The following is a 20,176-nucleotide window of genomic DNA, read 5'->3' as shown; positions in this document are numbered from 1 at the left end:
GGCCGGTCCACAATCGCCGCAACGAACAGGGGAGCGTGGGGATGTTGAAGGGTCTGGCCGCCGGTGCGGCCGTTTTGCTGGCCGCGGGCGCGGCCCATGCCGAGATCACCACCGCCGTGCGCCAGGAAACCGCGCCCGTCCGCGGCCTGGCCCAGCCTGCCGAGATCATCGTCGATCGCTGGGGCGTTCCCCACATCTACGCGGCCACCACCCGCGACGCCTTCTTTCTCCAGGGCTGGAACGCCGCGCGCGACCGGCTCTGGCAGATCGACCTGTGGCGCAAGCGCGGACTGGGCCGCCTCTCCGCCAGCCTCGGCCCCGCCTACGTCGCCCAGGACCGCGCGGCGCGCCTCTTCCTCTATCGGGGCGACATGGCGGCCGAGTGGGCGTCGTACGATCCGATCGGCCGCGAGGCGGTCGAGGCCTTCGCCGCCGGCGTGAACGCCTATGTGGGCGAAGTCCGCAGTGGCCAGCGCCCGCTGCCTGTCGAGTTTGAGCTGACCCAGAGCCAGCCCGAGGACTGGAACCCGGAAGACATCCTGCGCATCCGCAGCCACGCCTTGGTCAGCAACGTGACCTCCGAGGTCGCCCGGGCCCTGACCGTGTGCGCCGGCGGACCCGAAGCCGACGCCCTGCGCCGCAAACTCGAGCCCGCGCGCAAGCTGGTCATGCCGAAGGGCCTCGACCCGTGTTCGGTCCCGGCCGGCGTGCTGAACGACTATGTCCTGGCCACCGACCCCGTCAGCTTCGCCCCGCTGAGCAAGAGCGCCCAGGCCGAAGCGCCCAAGCAACTGGCGCAGGTCATCGACGAGCGGGCCGCCGAGGGCTCGAACAACTGGACCATCGCCGCATCGCGCAGCGCCACCGGTCGCCCGATCCTGGCCAACGACCCGCACCGCCCGGTGGGCGCGCCGGCTCTGCGCTACATCGCCCACCTGGAGGCGCCTGGCCTGTCGATCATCGGCGCCGGCGAGCCCGCCCTGCCCGGCGTCTCCTTCGGCCACAACGGGACCACCGCGTTCGGCATCACCATCAACTACGTCGATCAGGAAGACCTCTACGCCTACGAGGTGCGGGGGAACGCCTATCGCTACAAGGCCGGCTTCGAGCCGATGCGGACGGTCAGCGAGACCATCGAGGTCAAGGGCGGGGCTCCGCAGACGGCCGAACTCCGGTTCACGCGGCACGGCCCGGTGATCTGGCAGGACGCCACGCGCGCGTTCGCGATCCGCACCGTCTGGAACGAGCCGGGTCTGGCCGGCTACTTCGGCTCGTCGCGGATGTGGCGGGCCAAGGACTGGAACGACTTCCAGACCGCCCGCGACAAGTGGGGCGCCCCGCCGTTGAACCTGGTCTATGCCGATACGAAGGGCGACATCGGGTGGGCCGTCGCAGCCCGCACGCCGATCCGGCCCAACTGGGATGGCCTGACGCCGGTCCCGGGGGACGGCCGCTACGAGTGGGCTGGCTTCCGCAAGGACGGCGAACTGCCCGTCGTGAAGAACCCCGCCGCGGGCTTCTTCGCCACCGCCAACGCCATGAACATCCCGGCCGAGCCCGAGTACCCCCGCGCCGCGCGCAAGCTGGGCTTTGAATGGGCCGACCCCAGCCGTTCGATTCGCATCCATGAAGTGCTGAACGGCCTGCCGAAGATCAGCCTGGGCGACTCCATGGCGCTGCAGACCGACAGCGTCAGCCCCCAGGCGCGCCGCGGCGTGGCGCTGCTGCAACCGCTGACGTCCACCGATCCCGACGTGACGAAGGCGCTGACCTACCTGAAGTCCTGGAACGGCGACGAGGCCACCGACAGTGTCGCGGCCAGCCTCTATGAGACCTGGGCGGTGAAGCACCTGGGCGCCGCAGTCTCGGCCGTCGCCGCCAAGGAGGCCGCCCGGCCGCTGATCGGCGCCAGCTCGCCCGACCCGCTGCTCACCTGGCTGGAAGGCCAGTCGCCCGAGGCTCGCGCGCCCGTGCTGCAGGCCAGCCTGAAGGCCGCAATCGTCGAGCTGAAAGGGCGCCTCGGGCCCGACATGTCTACGTGGACGTGGGGCCGCCTGCACCACGCCCGGTTCGTCCCCGCCGCGGCAGGTCTGGCCGATCCTCAGCTGGCCGCCCAGATGAGCGTGGGGCCGCAGCAGGTTCCCGGTTCGTCTTCGACGCCGCGGGCGGCGACCTGGAGCCCGAACGACTTCCGTCAGACCTCAGGCGCGTCGGTGCGGGTGGTGCTGGACGTCGGCGCCTGGGACAACTCCATGGCCATCAACACCCCCGGCCAGTCGGGCGACCCCATGAGCGTCCACTACCGCGACCTGTTCCCGCTCTGGGCCTCCGGCGCCTATGTGCCGCTCCGCTTCAGCCGCGCGGCCGTCGAGGGCGACGCGGGCGTCGTGATGAAGCTGACGCCGGCGCCGTAGGAACCCCGATGCGATCCCTGGTCCTCCAAGCGTCATCCCTCCGCCGATGGGCGGCGACCCTGGTCGCCTCGATCGGCGCCCTCCTGGCCGGCGTCGCGCAGGCCGCCTCCCCCGCCCCGGTCGCCGGCAGCGGCGGCATGGTGGTCAGCGCCCAGCACCTCGCCTCCCAGGTCGGCGCCGACGTCCTGCGACGCGGCGGCAACGCCGTCGATGCGGCCGTGGCCGTGGGCTACGCCCTGGCGGTGGTCTACCCCCAGGCCGGCAACATCGGCGGCGGCGGCTTCATGACGGTGCGCCTCGCCGACGGCCGCACCACCTTCCTCGACTTCCGTGAGAAGGCGCCGCTCGCCGCGACGGCGGGCATGTTCCAGGACGCGAAGGGCGACCTGATCCCCGGCCTGTCCACCGACAGCTGGAAGGCTGTCGCCGTGCCGGGCACCGTCATGGGCCTTGAGACGGCCCGGGTGCGCTACGGCACCATGTCGCGAGCGGCCCTGATGGCGCCCGCGATCCGACTGGCCCGCGACGGCTTCGTTCTCGGCCAGGGCGACGCAGGGATCATGGCGCTGGAGGCCGGCCGACTGGGTCGAGACCCCGCGATGCGGCGCATCTTTCTGCCCGCCGGCAAGCCCCTCACCAAGGGCGACCGGCTGGTGCAGCGCGATCTCGCGGCGACCCTGTCGCTGGTCTCGTCCAAGGGCCCCGACGCCTTCTACAAGGGCCCGATCGGGGCGGCGATCGCCGAGGCCAGCCAGGCCGGCGGCGGGATCATCACACGCGAAGACTTCGCCGCCTACAAGGTGCGCGAGCTCAAGCCGATCGAGTGCGACTATCGCGGCTATCACGTGATCTCGGCGCCACCGCCCAGCTCAGGCGGCGTGGCGATCTGCCAGACGCTGAATATCCTGCAGGGCTATGACCTTTCGGCCATGGGCTTCCGCTCGGCGGCCGAGGTGCATGTGCTGGTCGAGGCGCTGCGGCGCGTCTTCTACGACCGCAACAACAAGCTGGGCGACCCTGACTTCGTGGCCAACCCGGTCGCGCAACTGCTGGACCCGGCCTATGCGGCGCGCCTGCGGGCCGGCATCGACCTGGAGCGCGCGACGCCGTCTTCGGCCCTGGGCCCGCCGGCCCAGCCGGCCGAGGGACGTAACACCACCCACTACAGCGTGCTCGACGCGCAAGGGAACGCGGTGTCGGTCACCTACACCCTGAACGACTGGTTCGGCGCCCATCGCGTCGCCGGGCGCACCGGCATCGTCATGAACAACGAGATGGACGACTTCACGGCGAAGATCGGCCAGCCCAACATGTTCGGACTGGTCCAGGGGGCCAACAACGCCGTCGCGCCGGGCAAGACCCCGCTCAGCTCGATGAGCCCGACGATCCTCACCAGGGACGGCAAGGTCGCGCTGATCATCGGCAGTCCGGGCGGGTCGCGGATCATCACGATCACGCTCCAGGCCATCCTCAACATGATCGATCATGGGATGGACGTGCAAGCCGCGATCGATGCGCCGCGTATCCACGCACAGTGGTTGCCGGACGTGATCTCGGTCGAGCCGTTCGGCCTCTCGCCCGACACGCGCCGCCTGCTGGAAGCCCGCGGCCACCGACTGAGCGACGAGGGGCCGTGGGGAATCGCGGAAGGCATCGTCACCGGCGCGCCGACACTCCAGGCGCCGGGTCAGGCGACCGGCCGGGTGCTGTCGCTGGGCAACCGTCCGCTGGCGGGGGCCACGATGTTCGGCGGCCACGATGCGCGCCAGACCGGGGGCTCAGCCGAGCCGGTGCGTTGAGCCCCCAGGACTGACCGCGAAGCCTATCGGCTGAAGGTCTTGCGCAGCCGCACCATCAGGTTGCCGCCCCATTCCAGGTCGCGGACGTCGGTGTAGGTGAGGCGTCCCAGACTGCGAGGTCCGGCATAGACCTCGCGTATGCGTTTGGCGGCGCGCATGTTGATGCCGTTGGCCTCCACGCGGAGAGTCAGGTCCGGCGCCAGGCGATGCTCGGTGAACAGGATCAGATAGGGCGAGACCTTCTTGGTCTCGATCTCGGTCAGCCGGAACACACGCTCGCGGAACCCGCCCAGCAGGTCGAGGCCCCAGGTCATCTTCCACTCAGGCAGCGCCTGGCTGAAATGGACCTCCCAGTCGACCGGATGCAGCGTGGAGATCTGGCGGTTGGAGGCGGTCAGCGGGTCCAGCACCTTGGTGTCGCGCCAGGTCACCTGGCCCTTGAGCTGCGCCGCCTTCAGGCCGAGGCGGTCCAACGGCGCGGTAAGGCCGACGGCGATCTCGTTCTTTGACCCGGAGTCGATGTTACCCGGCGCGTCGGCCAGCACCACGCCGGCCGAATTTACGATCGGCAGCCGATCGACCACGTCCGAAAGGTCGAACCGGCGATACGTCAGGACGATCGAGCCGTCCTTCCAGAAGCGCCGCTCGACCGTGGCCTCATAGACCCACGCCTGTTGTGGCGTCAGGTCGGGATTGCCGGCCACGACCACGCCCGTCGAGGCCACATTCGGCGAAGCGACGAAGTCGTCGAAGTTGAGCTGGCCCACCTCGCGCTCGACGCGCATGCGCACCTGGGTCAGCGCATTCGGGTTCCAGGTCACAGCCGCCCGCGGCTTGAGGAAATGCAGCGACTTCTCCAGGGTGACGTCGCCCTCGGACGTCACCCGCGACACCTCCTGCCGCCCGCCGGCCTCCAGGGTCAGCTGGGGCGTCGCCTGCCAGGTCCCGCGCAGGATCGCGTTGGCGCGCAGCTCCTCAACCAGGACGTCGCCCGCCGGCAGCGCCACGGCCCGACCGTTGACGCTGAGGCGCGTCTGGCTGTCCAGCCGGTTGTAGGCGCCCTCGCTGCCCACCTCGATCTTCATGCCGGGCTTGGGCGTGACGTTGAACTGCACCCGCCCGACCGTCTCGTAGTTCTTGCGATCGAGGGCGAAGTCGCGCGTCAGGGTGGGCGCCTGGAAATGCGAGCGCTGGTCCTGGATGAACACCTGCTGGAACAGGACGGCCTCGAGGCCGACGGCATCGCTCAGCCGGCGGCTGAAGCGCATGCCCGCCTCGTGCTGACCCCGCTTGTTGGGCGACTTCTCGTACTCGACGCCGCCTGAGATCCGGTCGGTGTCATAGAGCTCCAGCGCCCCGTAGTTGAACTGGAGCGCGCCGTTGAGGCTGAGCAGCCCGCCCAGGAACGGGGTCGTGAAGGCGCCTGTGCTCTGGATGCGGTGGCCGTGCTGGTCGGCGTCGACTTCGGAGTCGATCAGCCGGGTCCGGCCGTCGGGCGCATACCGAATGCGGTCTCCGTCGCCGTTCTCGTCGTTCGGGAAGTGGCCGGTGCTGAACGTCTGGCTGACTTCCGCCGTCCGTCCGCCCGGCAGGGTCCACTGCCCCTCGAAGCGGACGCCGGGCAGGAAGCGGCCGTCATAGACCGCGTCGAAATAGGGCTGCACCGAGCCCCGGAAGCCGGCCACCTGTTTGCGTACGACGTTGGCCAGCACCGAGCGGCCTTCCATGTCGATGCCCGGCGCGCCGCCGCGGATCAACTCCACGCGCGCCACCGAGTCGGCCGGGATGCGCTTGAGGATGTCTTCCAGGGGGTCGTTCTTGGCCAGCGGCGGATGGCCGTCGATCAGTACGTTGCCGCCCGAGCCTTCCAGGCCACGGACCGTCGAGCCCTTGTCGAAAGTGAATCCCGGCACGCGGATCACCATGTCGTAAGCGCTGACCGGTCGGATGTCGGCGAAGAAGGCCGGCGGATAGGAGATGACGCCGCGCTCGGGCGGTGCGGCCGCCGCCTGCTGAGTGGACGGAGGCGCAACCTGCGCCTCTGCCGCCTGCGGCACGACCGCAGCGGTGATGATTAGCCAAGGACCCATCTTCGGGGTTTCCTCCCAGAGCGCTACCTTTCCAGGGTTCGCGCGCTCAAGCTACCAGCGTTCACCTATCGCTCCGATTTCGAAAGTCTGGTGCGGCTTTCACGTGACATGACGGTCGTAGCGCCCCTCTGTGGCCGACCGTCAGTCGCCTGGACTCCGTCGACGGTTTCGCCATGATCTCCATGTTGGCTCGGGAACTTGGCCATGATGCGGATGGTCGCACTCGTCGTCTTGTTCGGACTCACGGCCATGCTGAGCGCCTGCGCCCGTCCGCCGCCGCTGACCGCGCCCTCTGGAGTCGAACTCACGCCGCTCCTGACGATCTCGCGCGTCGAGGCCCGAGCGCTTCTCGCACTGGCCGGTGTCAAGGGCATGAGTGTCGAGCACGCGGTGGACTGCTACCGGATGACCTATTCCGGACCCGATGCCGGCCTTGCCCCGCTGAGCGGGCTCCTGGCCTTGCCGAGGGGAGCGCCGGCCCGCCGGGTTGCCGCGTTTCTGCACGGCACCGCGACCACGCGGTCGGCGGTTCCATCCAAGCCGGACGGCACGGGTCTTGCCGCGGCAATCCTCTTCGCCGGCAACGGCTACGCCATGGTGGCGCCGGACTATCCCGGCATGGGCGCCTCACCCGGCCGCCATCCCTACTACATCGCTGAGGCCATCGCCCCAGCGGTGACGGCCATGATCTCAGCGGCGCAGCGGATCGAGGGGGCGCCTGACGCACCGGTCTTCCTGTCCGGATTTTCTGAAGGTGGATGGGCCACCATGGCGACCCTCAAGCAGCTCGAGAGCGAGGGTCGGCCGGTCATCGGGGCCGCCCCTGTGGCAGGTGCGTTTGATCTGATGGGCCTGTCAGTGCCGGCGGCGCTCAAAGGCGGCGCGCCATCGCATTCCTTGTACCTGGCGTACGCCGCCTGGGGCCAAGCCCCGTATCTGGGTCAGCGGCTCGACAGCGCCCTTACCCCTGACATGGCCGCCACCGTCGAGCGCCTCTTCGCGGGCGCGCCCCCGAAGGAAATCCTTGAGACCCTGCCTCGCGACCCACGGCAAATGTTCGCCCCGGCGTTCCTGGCCGCCGCCGGTGGTCACGGGACGCACTGGCTCGCTGAGTCCTTTGCCAGGAACAGCGTCCATACGATGACCCCAAGGTCGCCCGTGCGGATGTACTACGGCTCGCGCGATATCGACGTCGTGCCCGACGAATCGCGCCGCGCGGCGGCCGCGATGCGGGCGCGAGGGGCTGACGTAACGGCTATCGACGTGGGGCCGCTGGGCCACGACGCCTCGATGCTGGCGGCGGCGCCGCGCGTCCTGGCCTGGCTCCGCGAGTTGGAGGCTGCAGAGGTCAGACCCGCCCCGTGACGGGCACGAGCGCACCGGTCACAGCGCGCGCCGCCTCGCTGGCCAGGAACAGCATCACAGAGGCGAGGTCGTCGGGCGCGACCCAGGCGGCGAAGTCGGCGTCCGGCATGTCGGCCCGGTTGGTCGGGGTGTCGATGATCGAGGGCAGCACGGCGTTCACCGTCACGTTGTCGCCCTTCAGCTCCTCGGCCAGCGCTTGGGTCAGACTGTGGACGCCGGCCTTGGCCGCGGCATAGGCGCCCATGCCCATCCCCGCCTTCAGCGCCGCCGCAGAGCCCACATTGACGATCCGCCCTGCGGGGCTGCGCTTCAGATGAGGGACCGCCGTACGGCAGGCGTTGGCGGCGGTCAGCACGTTCAGCCGATACATGGCCGGCCAGCTCGCGATCGAGCCGTCCTGCAGCGTCTCCCAGGTGAACCCGCCGGCGATGTTGAGCAGCGCGTCGATCCCGCCGAACCGGTCCGCCACGGCGTCCATCGCCGCGCCGGCCTGCACCGTATCGGTCAGGTCCACGCCGCCCAGGACCAACACGTCTGATCCGCTGGGCAGCCCTGCCGGCGCGTCTTTGGCGAAGTCGATCAGCGCCAGCCTGGCCCCCTGCCCGGCCGCGGCCTTCGCCGCCGCCTGGCCCAGCACCCCGAAGGCGCCCGTGATCGCGATCACCCGTCCGGCCATGTCCAACCCCTGCAAACGGAAACGGCCGGGGTCTCCCGAGCCTGCCCCGGGCGGGTCGCGCCAGCGGCACGACCCGGGGGCCGCTCCTCAGAACCGCAATTCTGCGCAGAACGCTAGAGGCGCTCGACGATCGTGACGTTGGCCATGCCGCCGCCTTCGCACATGGTCTGCAGGCCGTACTTCTTGCCGCGCGCCTTCAGCGCGTAGAGCAGCGTGGTCATCAGCTTGGTGCCGGAGGCGCCCAGGGGGTGGCCCAGTGCGATCGCGCCGCCGTTGACGTTCACCCGCTCCGGGTCGGCGCCCAGCTTCTGGATAAAGGCCACCGGAACCGAAGCGAAGGCTTCGTTCACCTCGAACAGGTCGATGTCGTCGATCGACATGCCGGCCTTCTTCAGCGCCCGCTCGGTCGCCGGGATCGGGGCTTCCAGCATGATCACCGGGTCGTGGCCCAGCAGCGACAGGTGGTGGATGCGGGCCAGCGGCGTCAGGTTGTGTTCCTTCAGCGCCTTCTCCGACACGACCATCACGCCCGAGGCGCCGTCGCAGATCTGGCTGGAGGTCGCCGCGGTGATCCGGCCACCCTCGCGCAGCAGCTTCACGCCGCGCATGCCCTCCAGGCTGACGTCGTAGCGGATGCCCTCGTCGCTATCGTGACGGATGGTGTTGCCTTCGGCGTCCAGGCCGTCGATGGCCAGGATCTCGTCCTTGAAGGCGCCGCCCTGCGTGGCCGCGATGGCGCGCTGGTGGCTGGTGTAGCCGTACTCGTCCAGCTGGTCCTTGGTCAGGCCGTACTTTTCGGCGACCATTTCGGCGCCCATGAACTGGCTGAACTGAATGTTCGGATAGCGCTCTTCCTGGCGCGGGCTCTTCGGGATGCCGAAGCCTTCCTTGGCCGGCAGCGACACCGACAGGCCCATCGGCACGCGGGTCATGCTCTCGACGCCCGAGGCGATCACCACGTCCATCGTGCCGCTCATCACCGCCTGGGCGGCAAAGTGCAGCGCCTGCTGCGACGACCCGCACTGGCGGTCCACCGACGTGCCGGGCACGCTTTCCGGCAGGCGCGAGCTCAGCACCGAGTTGCGCGCGATGTTGGTCGACTGCTCGCCCACCTGCATCACGCAGCCCATGACCACGTCCTCGACCACGGCCGGGTCGATCGACGTACGGTCCAGCAGGTCGTTCAGGACCACGCCGCCCAGGTCGGAGGGGTGCCAGCCACGAACGCGGCCGCCCTTGCGGCCACCGGCGGTGCGGGTTGCGGCGACGATATAGGCCTCGGCCATCTTAAAGCTCCCAAATGCAGGTCTGCGCCGTCCCCGGCGCTTCGCCGGGAGTTCTAAGAGGGGCGCCGCTGCGGAAGACAATGTGGGTGACGCGGGCGTCACCTACCGTTGCGAAAAGGTCGCCGCCAGGATCCGCTCCAGCCATTGCTGGTCCGTCTCGTCAAACGCCGCCGGCCGGTCGGAGTCGACGTCGAACACCGCGATCAGCTTGCCGTCCGCATCGAAGACGGGGACCACGATCTCGCTGGCCGAACGACCGTCGCAGGCAATGTGGCCGGGGAAGGCGTGAACGTCGGGCACCAGCTGGGTCTGCTGCGTCGCGGCCGCCGTCCCACAGACCCCGCGTCCGAACGCGATCCGCATGCAGCCCAGGGTGCCCTGGTAGGGCCCGACCACCAGCTCGGCCTCCTTCGTGGGGTCGACCACGTAGAAGCCGGCCCAGAAATAGCTGTCGAAGCTGTTGGCCAGCATCGAGCTGACCGTAGCCATCCGCGCCGTCAGGTTCGGCTCGCCGTCCAGGACCGAGGCGATCTCCTCGGCCACGGCGGCATAGCGCTGGGCCTTCTCGGCGGGCAGGACGACATCGTTGAAGGCTTCGGCCATGGCGCTGATGTAGCGACGCCCCGCCCGGTCGGCCAGTCCTGCCGGCTTGATCTCAGCGCCGGTGGCGTAGAAGGTGCCGGCAAACTTCGAAAGGGGAGTATGCCATGAGCGTCGCCGCCACAGACCGTCCCGCCAAGGCCGCCGAGGTCCTCGCCGCCGTCGGCATCGGGGTGGCCGACCTGGCCCGCGCCGAAGACTTCTACGTCCGCGTCCTGGGCATGACGGTGCAGCAGCGCATCAAGCTGCCGTATATGGACGAGACCATCGTGGGCCACCCCGGCCGCACGTCGGTGGTGCTGATGCACTGGACCGACGGGTCCGACCGGAACTACCGGGCGAACCCGGTGAAGATCGTCTTCTACGTCCCCGATGCGAAGGGCGTGATGGACAAGATCCGCGCCGAGGGCCTGCCGATCAGCCGCGACGCGGTGGCCTCTCCCGAATTCGGCAACCGTATTATCGGCCTGGCCGAAGACCCCGACGGCTACGTCATCGAGCTGATCCAGCGCTGACCAACGCTCTGCTCGTCCCGGCGAATGCCGGGCCCAGCCTATCGACGTGTGCTGAGGTGGGCGGTTTCGATCCGCAAGAAGAAGGCGGACGTCGATAACCCGCCGCCAGCCAGGAGCCGCGACTAGCGCGCGCCGTCCACCGGCACGACCTCGTGCCCGTGATATGACGACACCTGCACCGTAGAGATCTCGGCAAGATAGCCATCCGGTCGCACGAGGAGGTGGTTGCGGTCGGCGCGCATGATCTGGGTCGCGCCTCCGTGGCGCATGACTTCAAAGAGGCGACGCCCATCGGCCAAGCGTTGGTCGGGGACTCGATCGCCCGGCCTGAGCCCGTCCACGGCGGTCGAATCCTGCGCCAGCGTACCGCCGCGGTAGCTGAGGCCCAACTGGTTGGTGAGGTCGCCGCGCGACTTGGATATGGTCAGGTGCAGTTCCTTGGTCAGGTCGAGGACAGCGGCTGCCACAGGTAGGCGTTCGGCCTCGTAGGTCTCAAGGATCGACGGACTTCCGGTCCGGATCGCCGAGACCAGCTTCCAGCCCAGGTTAAACGCGTCCTGAAGCCCCGTGTTCAACCCCTGCGCGCCCGAAGGGGGATGAATGTGCGCCGCATCGCCTGCGATGAACACGCGCCCGACCCTGTAGCGATTGATCATCCGGGCCTGGTGGCGATACCGCGACTGCCAGGCGACGCTCCGGACCGTCCGGCCGGTGAGGCCTTCGACCCCCTTCTCCAACCCGGCGACGGCGATCTGCTCCGGCGCCTGCAACTGAAAAAGCTCGCTGTTGGGGAGCGGCGCGAGCGAGTGGATTCCGCCTCGCCGCAGCGGGTATGCGTGCCAGAACGCCCGGTCGAGGCCTTCGATCTCCAGGTCCGCGACGATGCTGGTGTTTTCGTCCACCGTGGAGCCATGAAGCTCGAGCCCCAGCAGGCCGCGGGTCGGGCTGCGCCCTCCATCACAGGCCGCCACGTAGTCTGCCGTCACAGCCTCGCCATTGGTCAGCGTTACTGTCACCTGCTTGTCGGTTTGGGCGAGCGCTTCAATCCCAACGCCGAGCTCTATCCTGCCGCCTAGCGCAGCGATCTTCGCCCTCAGGATCTCCTCGGTGCGCCATTGCTCCAGCATCACCAGGTTGGGGAAGGGGCGATCCTCGGTGGGGGCATGATGCGTGCCCAGCGACCAAGCCCTTATCCCGATGGGACCGAAGTGAAGCTTGATGACTGGGTAGAGCCCACCGCTGCCCATGACCTCACTCGCCAGCCCCACCATGTCGAGCAGTTCGAGGGAGCGCGGCTGAATCCCCTTGCCGCGGGAGCCAGCAAAGTAACTGGCCGCTACGTCGACGATGCGTACGGCGACGCCGCGACGCAGAAGCTCAATCGCGAGAGTCATCCCGGTGGCTCCCGCGCCAACAATCAAGACCTGGGGCATGCTCTGCCTATATATATGGGTTTTGCATATATCGACTCCTATTCAAACCTGCGTTGAACCGCAACAAGAATATGCATAATGCATACTTATGCACTGGACAGACCGCCTGCACCGCGCGCTGATTGGGATCTCCGACCGGGTAAATCGGCTGGATCTCGATGCGAGATTGCTCGCTTCCTCCGGCGTACAGCTCGATCGGGCGCTCTTCCCGTTGTTGTCGCGGCTCGCGCTGAACCCGGACTTCAACGTCGCCGAATTGGCCAACCTCGTCGGCCGTGACCACTCGACCGTCAGCCGCCAGATCGTCAGGCTGGAACAGCTCGGGCTGCTAACCCGCAGGAGTGATCCGAGCGATCAGCGTTCCCGCCAACTTACGCTGACTGTCGCGGGCAGAAATCTGCTCGCACAAGTCGCCGCGGTCAGGCGCCGGAAGATGGAAGAGCACTTCGCAGACTGGAATGAGGCTGACCGCGACCGCTTGATCGAATTGATGAACGCGATGCTCGATCGAGAACCGGAGCTCAGTATCAATCGAGACTAGAGAAGATGCTCGTCGCAAGCCGCCTCGGCGCAGGCGTCAATGGGCCTACTGTTGCGCCTCGCCGACATCAGCGTGGCTCAGAAGTGCGTTCCTGGCGCGCCGAGTGCATCCCGCCCACCGCCCAGCCTTGGGATCTGGGCCCCGGCGTTCGCCGGGCTGGGCGCTATTGGGCGCCTGGCGAACGCCCTCAGTCACCGCCCGCCTTCGCCTTGCCCTTAGCGGGCGGCGCATTGGCCTTCTCCGCGGCGGCCGCAGCGTCCGCAGCGGCCTTGGCCTTGGCTTCGGCCTCTTCCTTTTCCTTCTGCCGCGCGCCCGCCAGGATGCCCGGCAGGGCGTAGTTCCCTTCATGGCAGGCGTACTCGAACACCCGGCCGTTCAGGGTGCTGAAGGTGTACTCGCCGCCCCAGGGCTTGTCCCACATCTCGGGATCTTCCAGCTGGAACCGGTAGAGGATCTTGGTCGGCGACAGCCGGGTGAACCATTCGGTGACCTTGAGGTTCTTCCACGAGCCCATGAACTGCTGGCTCTCGGGCAGATTGGTCGTCTCGACCACCAGGGTGTCGCCCTCGTATCGCCCGATGGAGTCGCCCATCGTCGGCCGGAGGCCGTCGGTGCGATGCGTGCCGTTCAGCCGGATGATGCGGGCGTCGTGGATCATCTCCACCTCGATCACCACCGCGTCCGGCGTCTGCACGATCTGATAGTTGTTGTTGTAATAGCCGTTCGGCAGCATCGGCGGGCCGGTGTTGCGGCCAAAGCCCGAGATGCAGCGCTCGCCCAGCGAACGGTTCTCATAGCTGTCGTAGATGTCGCGGAACCCGCCGCCGCGCGGCGCAGGCGCGCCGGCCTTGCGGGGGGGCGGCAGGCCGTTCTCGGTGGTGAGGATCGAGGTCCGGTAGACACCGTTGATCTCGACCATGTGCGTGCCGGGATCGATCCAGAAGGTGTTGTAGCCGCCCGTGTCGCCGCCGGCGGCGATGAAGTCGGGCCGGATCTCCACCAGCTTCGAACTGGTCAGCTTGGCCTGCACCTCGGCGGTCGACTCGTTCTGGTCGGTCGGCGCATCCGACTCGGCCAGCGCCTGGGCCCAGATTTTCTCGAACGCCTTGGCCTCTTCGGCGGTGAGCGTCGCCTTGTCCGAGATGCGGCGGTTGCGGGTGAGCGGGGTCAGCGTGGCGTTCGACCAGTAGCCGGAAAGGTCGGGCTGGCCCATCGCATTCCTGGGCCGCTTCCAGCCGGGCGGCGGGATCGACGAGTCGGCGGCGGCCGACACCGGCTGGACCTTTGTCTGGGCGGCGGCGGTGAATCCGAGGCCGGTGGTGACGAGCGCGGTCCCTAACGCGAGGACGACGGCGTAGCGCATGGTGAAGCTCCGGAGCGTTTCCACGTACTTGTTTTCGGAATCATACACCGGCCGTCCGCGAACGCACGGGAAAGTCGCCCTCAGCGCTTGCGCGCCGCCGCGTTGGCGGTCGCGGCGGCCCGGACCAGGACCTGCAGAGCGTCGCCGTCGATCGCTCCCCCCTCCGGCACGTCGATGGCGCGCCGCGTGGCGCCCTCGAGGCTGGAGTTGAACAGGCCCTTCAGGTCGTCCAGCGAAGCGCCCTTCAGGAAGGTGAGCTTGACGACCTTCTTGTAGGCTTCGCCCGTGCAGATGACGCCGTCCTTCGACCAGACCGGCCCGCCCCACTTCCATTCCTCGAAGATTTCCGGGTCCGCCTCGCGGATCAGCTGACGCAACGCCGCCAGCGTCTCACCGCGCCAATCGCCCAACGCGCCGATGCATCCGTCGATCAGCTGTTCCGGCGACCGGCCGTCCGTGGGTCCGCCTTTCTTCATCGTTTTCCAAGCTCCGCGTTCATCTCTTGACGAACTCATAGCCCTGCAGTTATGGATTAATCAATAGCTGACGAGTTATCGATCCGATGGCGACCACCCATGATACGCTCTTCCGGACCCTCGCCGATCCTACGCGGCGGGCGCTGTTCGAGCGCCTCTGTCGCGAGGGCGAGCAGACCGTCGCGGCGCTCACCGCCCAGGCGGGGGTCTCGCAGCCTGCGGTGTCGAAACACCTCAGCGTCCTGAAGCAGGCCGGGCTGGTCCACGACCGCCCCGAAGGCCGCCAGACCCACTACAGCGCCAGGATCGGCGCACTGGCCCCCCTCCTCGACTGGACCAGCCAGATGGCCGGCTTCTGGGAAGGCCGGTTCGACGATCTCGACGATCTCCTGACGAGGATGGACCAGTGACCGACCCGACCACCGCAACCCGCACCGTCGTCGTGGAGCGCGAGTTCGCGCACCCGCCCGGCAAGCTGTGGCGGGCGCTCACCCAGCCGCACCTGATCGCCGAGTGGCTGATGAAGAACGACTTCGTTCCCCAGGTCGGCCACCGCTTCAAGCTCACCGGCGAATGGGGCGGCGTGCTCGACTGCGAGGTGCTCGAGATCGAGGACGGGCGCACCCTGGCCTACCGCTGGGACTTCGATCACGACGACCCGGCCTTCAGCCTGCGAAGCGTCGTCACCTTCACACTGACGCCGACGGCAGGCGGCACGCACCTGCGTATGGAACAGGCGGGCTTCCGCCCGACCCAGAAGCAGGCCTTCGGCGGCGCCCACCTGGGCTGGAAGCAGTTCTTCGACAGCCTGGAACAACTGACCGACCGGCTCGACTGAGCCTGCGCCACAACGACCAAAGACAAGGAGATCCCATGAACACTTGGGTTCGACAGCTCCATCGCTGGCTGTCCATCGCCTTCACCCTGGGCGTGATCGCTTACATGATCGCCATGACCCAGGGCGCGCCGCCGAACTGGCTGGGCTTTTTCGCGCTCGTTCCGCTGATCCTGCTACTGGTGAGCGGCCTCTGTCTCTATGCCCTGCCCTACGTGCTGAAGGCGCGCCGAACGCGGGCCGCGGGCTAGACCATGGCCCGCAAAGCACCACCGCCGACAGATGGGAAGCCCGTCCTGCTTTCGGGCGGCAATCCGCAGATCCCGAAGGGCGATGGGGACGGTCCGGTCCAGGCCTACATCGCGGCCCTGCCTGGCTGGAAGCAGGATATCGGGCGCCGGCTGGATGAGCTGATCACGGCCGCGGTTCCCGGCGTGCGCAAGGCGGTGAAATGGAACTCGCCCTTGTACGGCGCGGACGACCAGACGTGGTTCATGAGCTTCCACGCCTTCAACCGGTACATCAAGGTCGCCTTCTTCCGGGGGGCGTCGCTCGATCCGGTCCCCCCGGGGACATCAAGGCAGAAGGACGTCCGCTATCTCGATGTGCCCGAGAGCGGCCTGCCCGACGAGGCGCGGTTCACGGTCTGGGTGAAGCAGGCGGCCGCGCTGCCGGGCGAACGGATGTGACGATCCGACCTCGCCAGCTAGACGAAGCCGCCGAAGTCGACGTCGGCGAGAGTCCGCCCAGCCAGCACCACCACGTCATCGGCCGTCGCGTTGTTGTTGCCTGAGTCGAAGAAGACGATCACGTCGGCGCCCACCTGGATCGCCACGACATCGATCCCGCCGGAGATCGCGGCGTTGGCCAGCGTTTGTGCCGTCGCAGCGTCCGGGGCGGCGATTTCGGCATAGGTCGACGGGTTCACGACGATCCCCGGAGCATCGAGGATGTCGCCCGGCGACCAATCGAAGATCACATCGCTCTGGCCCAGTGTCGTGCTCGAGTGCCCCACCGTGCTGATGACGAACAGGTCCTCGCCCGCGCCGCCGCGCAGCACGTCGCGCCCGGCCCCCGCGTTGATCGTGTCGGCTCCCAAACCGCCATCGATGGTGTCCGCGCCGGCGCCGGTGTTGATAGTGTCGTCGCCCTCGCCCCCCAGGACGGTGTTGGCGCCCCCGGTGTCGACCACAGTGTCGGCGCCGTCGCCGCCCACCAGCATGTCGTTCGCAGCGCCGCCGTTGACGCGATCATCACCCGCGCCGCCGTCGAGCGTACTGGCGACAGCGCCGCCATTCAGTGTGTCCGAGCCGCCGCCGCCGGTCAGCGTGCCGCCGGTGATCGTCAGGACATCGTGCCCCTCTCCGCCGTCCACGAGATCGACGCCGGTCCCCGAGTTGACGGTGTCGTTGCCGTCGCCCGCCATCACCGTGTCGGCGCCGGCGCCCGTGCCGATCGTATCGTTGCCGGCGTCGCCCGAGATGGAATTGTTGCCGCCTGAGTCGCTGATGGTGTCGTTGTCGGCGCCGCCGGACACCGTGTCGTCGCCGCCAGCCGTGGTGATCCGATCATCGCTGGCGCCGCCCTGGATGGCGTTGGCGCCGCCGGTGTCGGTGATCGTATCGATGCCGTCGCCGGCGTCGATGACGTCGTCTCCCGTGCCGCTGGACAGCGTATCGGACCCCGCGCCGAGCAGGATCACGTTCACCCCGTCGCCGGCGGTCACCCGGTCATCTCCGCCGCCGGCGTCGATGGTGTCCGCCCCGGCCGCGGCCGTAATGGTGTCGCCGGCGTCCCCGCCGTTCAGGACGTCGTTGCCGCCGCCGCCGTTGAGGGAATCGATGCCGCCCTCGCCGAACAGGGTCTCGCTCGCCGTCGAACCGATGAGCGTGTCATTGCCCAGGTTGCCGTTGGCGAAGTCCGCGCCGCCCGTGGTGGTGATCCGGTCGTTCCCCTGGCCGCCCAACAGCGTGTCGGCGTCGGTTCCGCCGGTGATCGTGTCGTCGCCCAGGTTTCCCTGGGCGAAGTTGCCGCCGGCGCCGGTGTCGATGGAATCGTTGCCCTGGCCGCCGTACGCCACGTCCCCGCCGAGACCGCCCGCCAGGGTGTCATTGCCCTGGTTGCCCTGAAGAAGGTCGGCGCCGTCGCCCGCGGTCAGGCTGTCGTTACCAAGCCCGCCGTAGAGACCGTCAGCGAAGTTGGTTCCCGCCTGCGTGTCATTGCCGGTCGAGCCGGCGTAAAGCAGCGATCCGTCCGGGAAGACCGTGTCGGTCTCAAGTCGGAAAGCGTCGCTCAGAGTGACAGTCCGGCCGCCGAAGCTGAGGTCGAGAGTCAGGACGCCGTTCACCAGCTGGGTCGTGAACGACACGCTGACCTGCGCGCCGGAGCCGGTCGCGAACACGAGGCGATCCGTCGCTGGGGTGTAGGCCAGCGCCTCCTCGGGCGTGATCCGGTCAAAAAAGTACGTGGCCAAAGCCAATCGTCTCCAGGCGGCGCGAGCAGGAAACGTCGTTATGCAGCGAGTCGGCGCGACAGCGCAGCGGTTCGGACCGCCCGGAGGCGTCCTGATTGTCGCACAGAATCAACGCGATCTGAGGTTGCGCGTCGGCAACTCGCGCGCGTGTGGCGTACAGTTCTGGACAAAGGCCGCTGGCATCCTTCATCTGCGCGGCCAGAGTCATTGGGAGTTGACGCATGCGTCTGGCGGTTCTGGCGGCGGCCCTCGTGCTTTCCGCAGCCGGGGGGGTTTCGGCCCAGGTGAGCGACGGCCCGTCTCGCACGTTCGGCGCGCGCGACCTGTTCGGCCTGCAGCAAGCCGGTGATCCCCAGGTGCGGCCCGACGGGGGCGCCATCGCCTACGTTCGCGCCGCCAATGACATCATGACCGACCGCGCCCGACGCTCGATCTGGCTGGTGGACGCGAATACCGGCGCGCAGTCCCCGCTGGTTGTCGATGACAACACGAACCTGGCGCCGCGCTGGTCGCCGGACGGATCGCGGCTGGCCTACGTCTCGGCAGGGCCCAATGGCGCGCAGATCTACATCCGCTGGATCGCGTCGGGCCGCTCGGCGCGGGTCGCGAGCCTGGAGCAGGCGCCCAACGACATCGCCTGGTCGCCCGACGGCAAGACGCTCGCCTTCACGATGCTGACCCTGGACGAGGGCCGCGCGCTGGTCCCGCCGATCAGGCGCCCCGAGGGCGCCAAGTGGGCGGATCCGCTGAAGGTCATCGACAGGATCACCTACCGCGCCGACGGCGAGGGCTTCCTGAAGCCCGGCTACCGCCATCTGTTCACCGTCTCGGCCGACGGCGGCCAGCCGCGGCAGATAACCTTCGGCAAGTTCGACGACGCCGGCCCGATCGAGTTCACCCGCGACGGCAAGTCGGTGCTCTTCGCGACCAACCGCGCCGACAACTGGGAGCGCGACCCGCAGGAGTCGGAAATCTACGCCGTCGACGTGGCCACGGGCGGGCTGACCCGTCTGACCAATCGCGTGGGCCCGGACGCGGGCGCCACTGTCTCGCCGGACGGCTCCAAGATCGCCTACGTCGGCTTCGATGACGTACGGCGCCGTGGCTACGAGAACGTGCGCCTGCACGTTATGGACCGCGACGGCAAGAACGCCCGCGTGCTGACCGCCGACCTCGACCGCAGCATCAGCGCCCACCAGTGGGCGCCGGACGGCAAGAGCCTCTACGTCGCCTACGATGACCAGGGCGTCGTGCAGCTGGCCCGGGTCGGCCTGGACGGGAAGCGACAGGTCCTGTTCTCGGGCCTGGGCGGCGGCGGCCTCGACCGGCCCTACACCGGCGGTCAGTTCTCGGTGAGCAAGGGCGGCCTCGTGGCGTTCACCGACGCCGATCCCGAGCGGCCGTCCGACCTCGCCATCTGGCGCGGCGGCAAGACCCAGCGGCTCACCGATCTCAACGCCGATCTACTGGCCGGCAAGCAGATGGCCAGGGTCGAAGCCCTGCCCGTCACATCCAGCTACGACAAGAAGCCGATCGGCGCCTGGATCGCCTACCCGCCAGGGTTCGACCCGTCGAAGAAGTACCCGCTGATCCTGGAGATTCACGGCGGCCCGTTCAGCGCCTACGGCCCCAGCTTCGCCACCGACATCCAGCTCTACGCCGCCGCCGGCTACATTGTGGTCTACTCCAATCCGCGGGGCTCCACGTCCTACGGCGAGGCTTTCGCCAACGAGATCGACCGCAACTATCCCAGCCAGGACTACGACGATCTGATGAGCGTGGTGGACGCCGCGATCGCCAAGGGCGTCGTCGACGACAAGCGCCTGTACGTGACCGGCGGCTCAGGAGGCGGCGCGCTGACGGCCTGGATTGTCGGCAAGACCGATCGCTTCCGCGCGGCGGCCACCCAGAAGCCGGTGATCAACTGGACCAGCCAGGTGCTGACGACCGACGCCTACACCTTCATGGCCAGCTACTGGTTCGGGAAGATGCCGTGGGAGGACCCGCAGGGGTACTGGGCCCGCTCGCCGCTTTCGCTGGTCGGCAACGTCAAGACCCCGACCCTCGTGGTGGTGGGCGAAAACGACGACCGCACGCCGCCGTCCGAGGCCGATCAGTACTTCGCCGCCCTCCAGTTGCGCGGGGTGCCGACGGCCCTGGTCCGGGTTCCAGGCGCCAGCCACGGCGGCATCGCCGCCCGGCCGTCGCAGTCGGCGTCCAAGGCCGGCGCGATCCTCGCCTGGTTCGAACGCTTCCGGTAACACCGCATCACCGCCGATACGGTGGTGATGGCTTATTCACAGAACGTGT

Annotated in this window: 19 protein-coding genes; 10 read left to right on the top strand and 9 right to left on the bottom strand. The window is 68.4% G+C overall.

Annotated features, from left to right (window positions below; all coding sequences use genetic code 11):
- Nucleotides 1-41 precede the first annotated feature (41 nt).
- Both ACQ66R_RS20525 and ggt read left to right on the top strand, forming a co-directional pair.
- Nucleotides 42-2,414 carry a penicillin acylase family protein gene (locus tag ACQ66R_RS20525; protein WP_430425036.1) on the top strand — a complete coding sequence of 791 codons (2,373 nt, stop codon included), beginning with the start codon at nucleotides 42-44 and terminating at the stop codon, nucleotides 2,412-2,414.
- Nucleotides 2,415-2,422: 8 nt separating this feature from the next.
- On the top strand, nucleotides 2,423-4,213 hold the full coding sequence (gene ggt, locus ACQ66R_RS20520) for a gamma-glutamyltransferase (RefSeq protein ID WP_430425034.1): 1,791 nt from the start codon (nucleotides 2,423-2,425) through the stop codon (nucleotides 4,211-4,213).
- Between the two features lie 23 nt (nucleotides 4,214-4,236).
- Here ggt and ACQ66R_RS20515 read toward each other — a convergent pair whose 3' ends face one another.
- A complete protein-coding gene (locus ACQ66R_RS20515; RefSeq protein ID WP_430425032.1) occupies nucleotides 4,237-6,303 on the bottom strand; it encodes a TonB-dependent receptor domain-containing protein in 2,067 nt (688 codons plus the stop codon).
- Between the two features lie 204 nt (nucleotides 6,304-6,507).
- Here ACQ66R_RS20515 and ACQ66R_RS20510 point away from each other — a divergent pair, with 204 nt between their 5' ends.
- Nucleotides 6,508-7,668, top strand: a complete 1,161-nt coding sequence (locus ACQ66R_RS20510; protein WP_430425030.1) for an alpha/beta hydrolase family protein — start codon at nucleotides 6,508-6,510, stop codon at nucleotides 7,666-7,668.
- On the opposite strand, the gene ACQ66R_RS20505 is transcribed toward ACQ66R_RS20510, so the two are convergent.
- The 3 genes from ACQ66R_RS20505 to ACQ66R_RS20495 form a co-directional block, all read right to left on the bottom strand.
- Complete coding sequence (locus tag ACQ66R_RS20505) at nucleotides 7,652-8,344, bottom strand: SDR family NAD(P)-dependent oxidoreductase (RefSeq protein ID WP_430425028.1); 693 nt, start codon at nucleotides 8,342-8,344, stop codon at nucleotides 7,652-7,654. The genes ACQ66R_RS20510 and ACQ66R_RS20505 overlap by 17 nt on opposite strands.
- A 113-nt stretch (nucleotides 8,345-8,457) precedes the next feature.
- Complete coding sequence (locus ACQ66R_RS20500) at nucleotides 8,458-9,630, bottom strand: acetyl-CoA C-acetyltransferase (RefSeq protein ID WP_430425026.1); 1,173 nt, start codon at nucleotides 9,628-9,630, stop codon at nucleotides 8,458-8,460.
- Nucleotides 9,631-9,732: 102 nt separating this feature from the next.
- Nucleotides 9,733-10,233 (bottom strand): GAF domain-containing protein, encoded by a 501-nt coding sequence (locus tag ACQ66R_RS20495; protein ID WP_430425024.1) that lies wholly within the window; start codon nucleotides 10,231-10,233, stop codon nucleotides 9,733-9,735.
- 104 nt (nucleotides 10,234-10,337) lie between these two features.
- Between ACQ66R_RS20495 and ACQ66R_RS20490 the strand changes: the two genes are divergently transcribed.
- Nucleotides 10,338-10,745 (top strand): VOC family protein, encoded by a 408-nt coding sequence (locus ACQ66R_RS20490; RefSeq protein WP_430425022.1) that lies wholly within the window; start codon nucleotides 10,338-10,340, stop codon nucleotides 10,743-10,745.
- A gap of 122 nt (nucleotides 10,746-10,867) precedes the next feature.
- Here the strand turns inward: ACQ66R_RS20490 and ACQ66R_RS20485 are convergent, their stop codons facing one another.
- A complete protein-coding gene (locus ACQ66R_RS20485) occupies nucleotides 10,868-12,178 on the bottom strand; it encodes an FAD-dependent monooxygenase (protein WP_430425020.1) in 1,311 nt (436 codons plus the stop codon).
- A gap of 88 nt (nucleotides 12,179-12,266) precedes the next feature.
- On the opposite strand from ACQ66R_RS20485, the gene ACQ66R_RS20480 reads away from it, so the two are divergent.
- A complete protein-coding gene (locus tag ACQ66R_RS20480; protein WP_430425018.1) occupies nucleotides 12,267-12,719 on the top strand; it encodes a MarR family winged helix-turn-helix transcriptional regulator in 453 nt (150 codons plus the stop codon).
- Nucleotides 12,720-12,906: 187 nt separating this feature from the next.
- Here the strand turns inward: ACQ66R_RS20480 and ACQ66R_RS20475 are convergent, their stop codons facing one another.
- Nucleotides 12,907-14,082 (bottom strand): hypothetical protein, encoded by a 1,176-nt coding sequence (locus tag ACQ66R_RS20475; protein WP_430425016.1) that lies wholly within the window; start codon nucleotides 14,080-14,082, stop codon nucleotides 12,907-12,909.
- A gap of 80 nt (nucleotides 14,083-14,162) precedes the next feature.
- Nucleotides 14,163-14,558, bottom strand: a complete 396-nt coding sequence (locus ACQ66R_RS20470) for a DUF1801 domain-containing protein (protein WP_430425014.1) — start codon at nucleotides 14,556-14,558, stop codon at nucleotides 14,163-14,165.
- A gap of 86 nt (nucleotides 14,559-14,644) precedes the next feature.
- On the opposite strand from ACQ66R_RS20470, the gene ACQ66R_RS20465 reads away from it, so the two are divergent.
- From ACQ66R_RS20465 to ACQ66R_RS20450, 4 genes are read left to right on the top strand one after another with little or no spacing between them, the layout of a single operon-like run.
- Nucleotides 14,645-14,968 carry an ArsR/SmtB family transcription factor gene (locus tag ACQ66R_RS20465; protein ID WP_430425012.1) on the top strand — a complete coding sequence of 108 codons (324 nt, stop codon included), beginning with the start codon at nucleotides 14,645-14,647 and terminating at the stop codon, nucleotides 14,966-14,968.
- Entirely contained in the window at nucleotides 14,965-15,396 is a 432-nt protein-coding gene (locus ACQ66R_RS20460; RefSeq protein WP_430425010.1) for an SRPBCC family protein, read from the top strand. The genes ACQ66R_RS20465 and ACQ66R_RS20460 overlap by 4 nt, the downstream gene beginning before the upstream one ends.
- A 35-nt stretch (nucleotides 15,397-15,431) precedes the next feature.
- Nucleotides 15,432-15,644 carry a hypothetical protein gene (locus ACQ66R_RS20455; RefSeq protein ID WP_430425008.1) on the top strand — a complete coding sequence of 71 codons (213 nt, stop codon included), beginning with the start codon at nucleotides 15,432-15,434 and terminating at the stop codon, nucleotides 15,642-15,644.
- A gap of 3 nt (nucleotides 15,645-15,647) precedes the next feature.
- Nucleotides 15,648-16,082, top strand: a complete 435-nt coding sequence (locus ACQ66R_RS20450) for a DUF1801 domain-containing protein (RefSeq protein WP_430425006.1) — start codon at nucleotides 15,648-15,650, stop codon at nucleotides 16,080-16,082.
- A 17-nt stretch (nucleotides 16,083-16,099) separates the two neighbouring features.
- Here the strand turns inward: ACQ66R_RS20450 and ACQ66R_RS20445 are convergent, their stop codons facing one another.
- Nucleotides 16,100-17,866, bottom strand: a complete 1,767-nt coding sequence (locus ACQ66R_RS20445; protein WP_430425004.1) for a calcium-binding protein — start codon at nucleotides 17,864-17,866, stop codon at nucleotides 16,100-16,102.
- A complete protein-coding gene (locus tag ACQ66R_RS20440) occupies nucleotides 17,847-18,074 on the bottom strand; it encodes a hypothetical protein (protein ID WP_430425002.1) in 228 nt (75 codons plus the stop codon). Before ACQ66R_RS20440 ends, ACQ66R_RS20445 begins: the two co-directional genes overlap by 20 nt.
- A 13-nt stretch (nucleotides 18,075-18,087) precedes the next feature.
- Here ACQ66R_RS20440 and ACQ66R_RS20435 point away from each other — a divergent pair, with 13 nt between their 5' ends.
- Entirely contained in the window at nucleotides 18,088-20,127 is a 2,040-nt protein-coding gene (locus tag ACQ66R_RS20435) for a prolyl oligopeptidase family serine peptidase (RefSeq protein ID WP_430425000.1), read from the top strand.
- Nucleotides 20,128-20,176: the final 49 nt, after the last annotated feature.

The organism is Phenylobacterium sp., assembly GCF_965284355.1.
Taxonomy (GTDB): domain Bacteria; phylum Pseudomonadota; class Alphaproteobacteria; order Caulobacterales; family Caulobacteraceae; genus Phenylobacterium.
The sequence above is the reverse complement of the archived record's forward strand: the minus strand, read 5'-3'. Positions and strand labels throughout refer to the sequence as shown.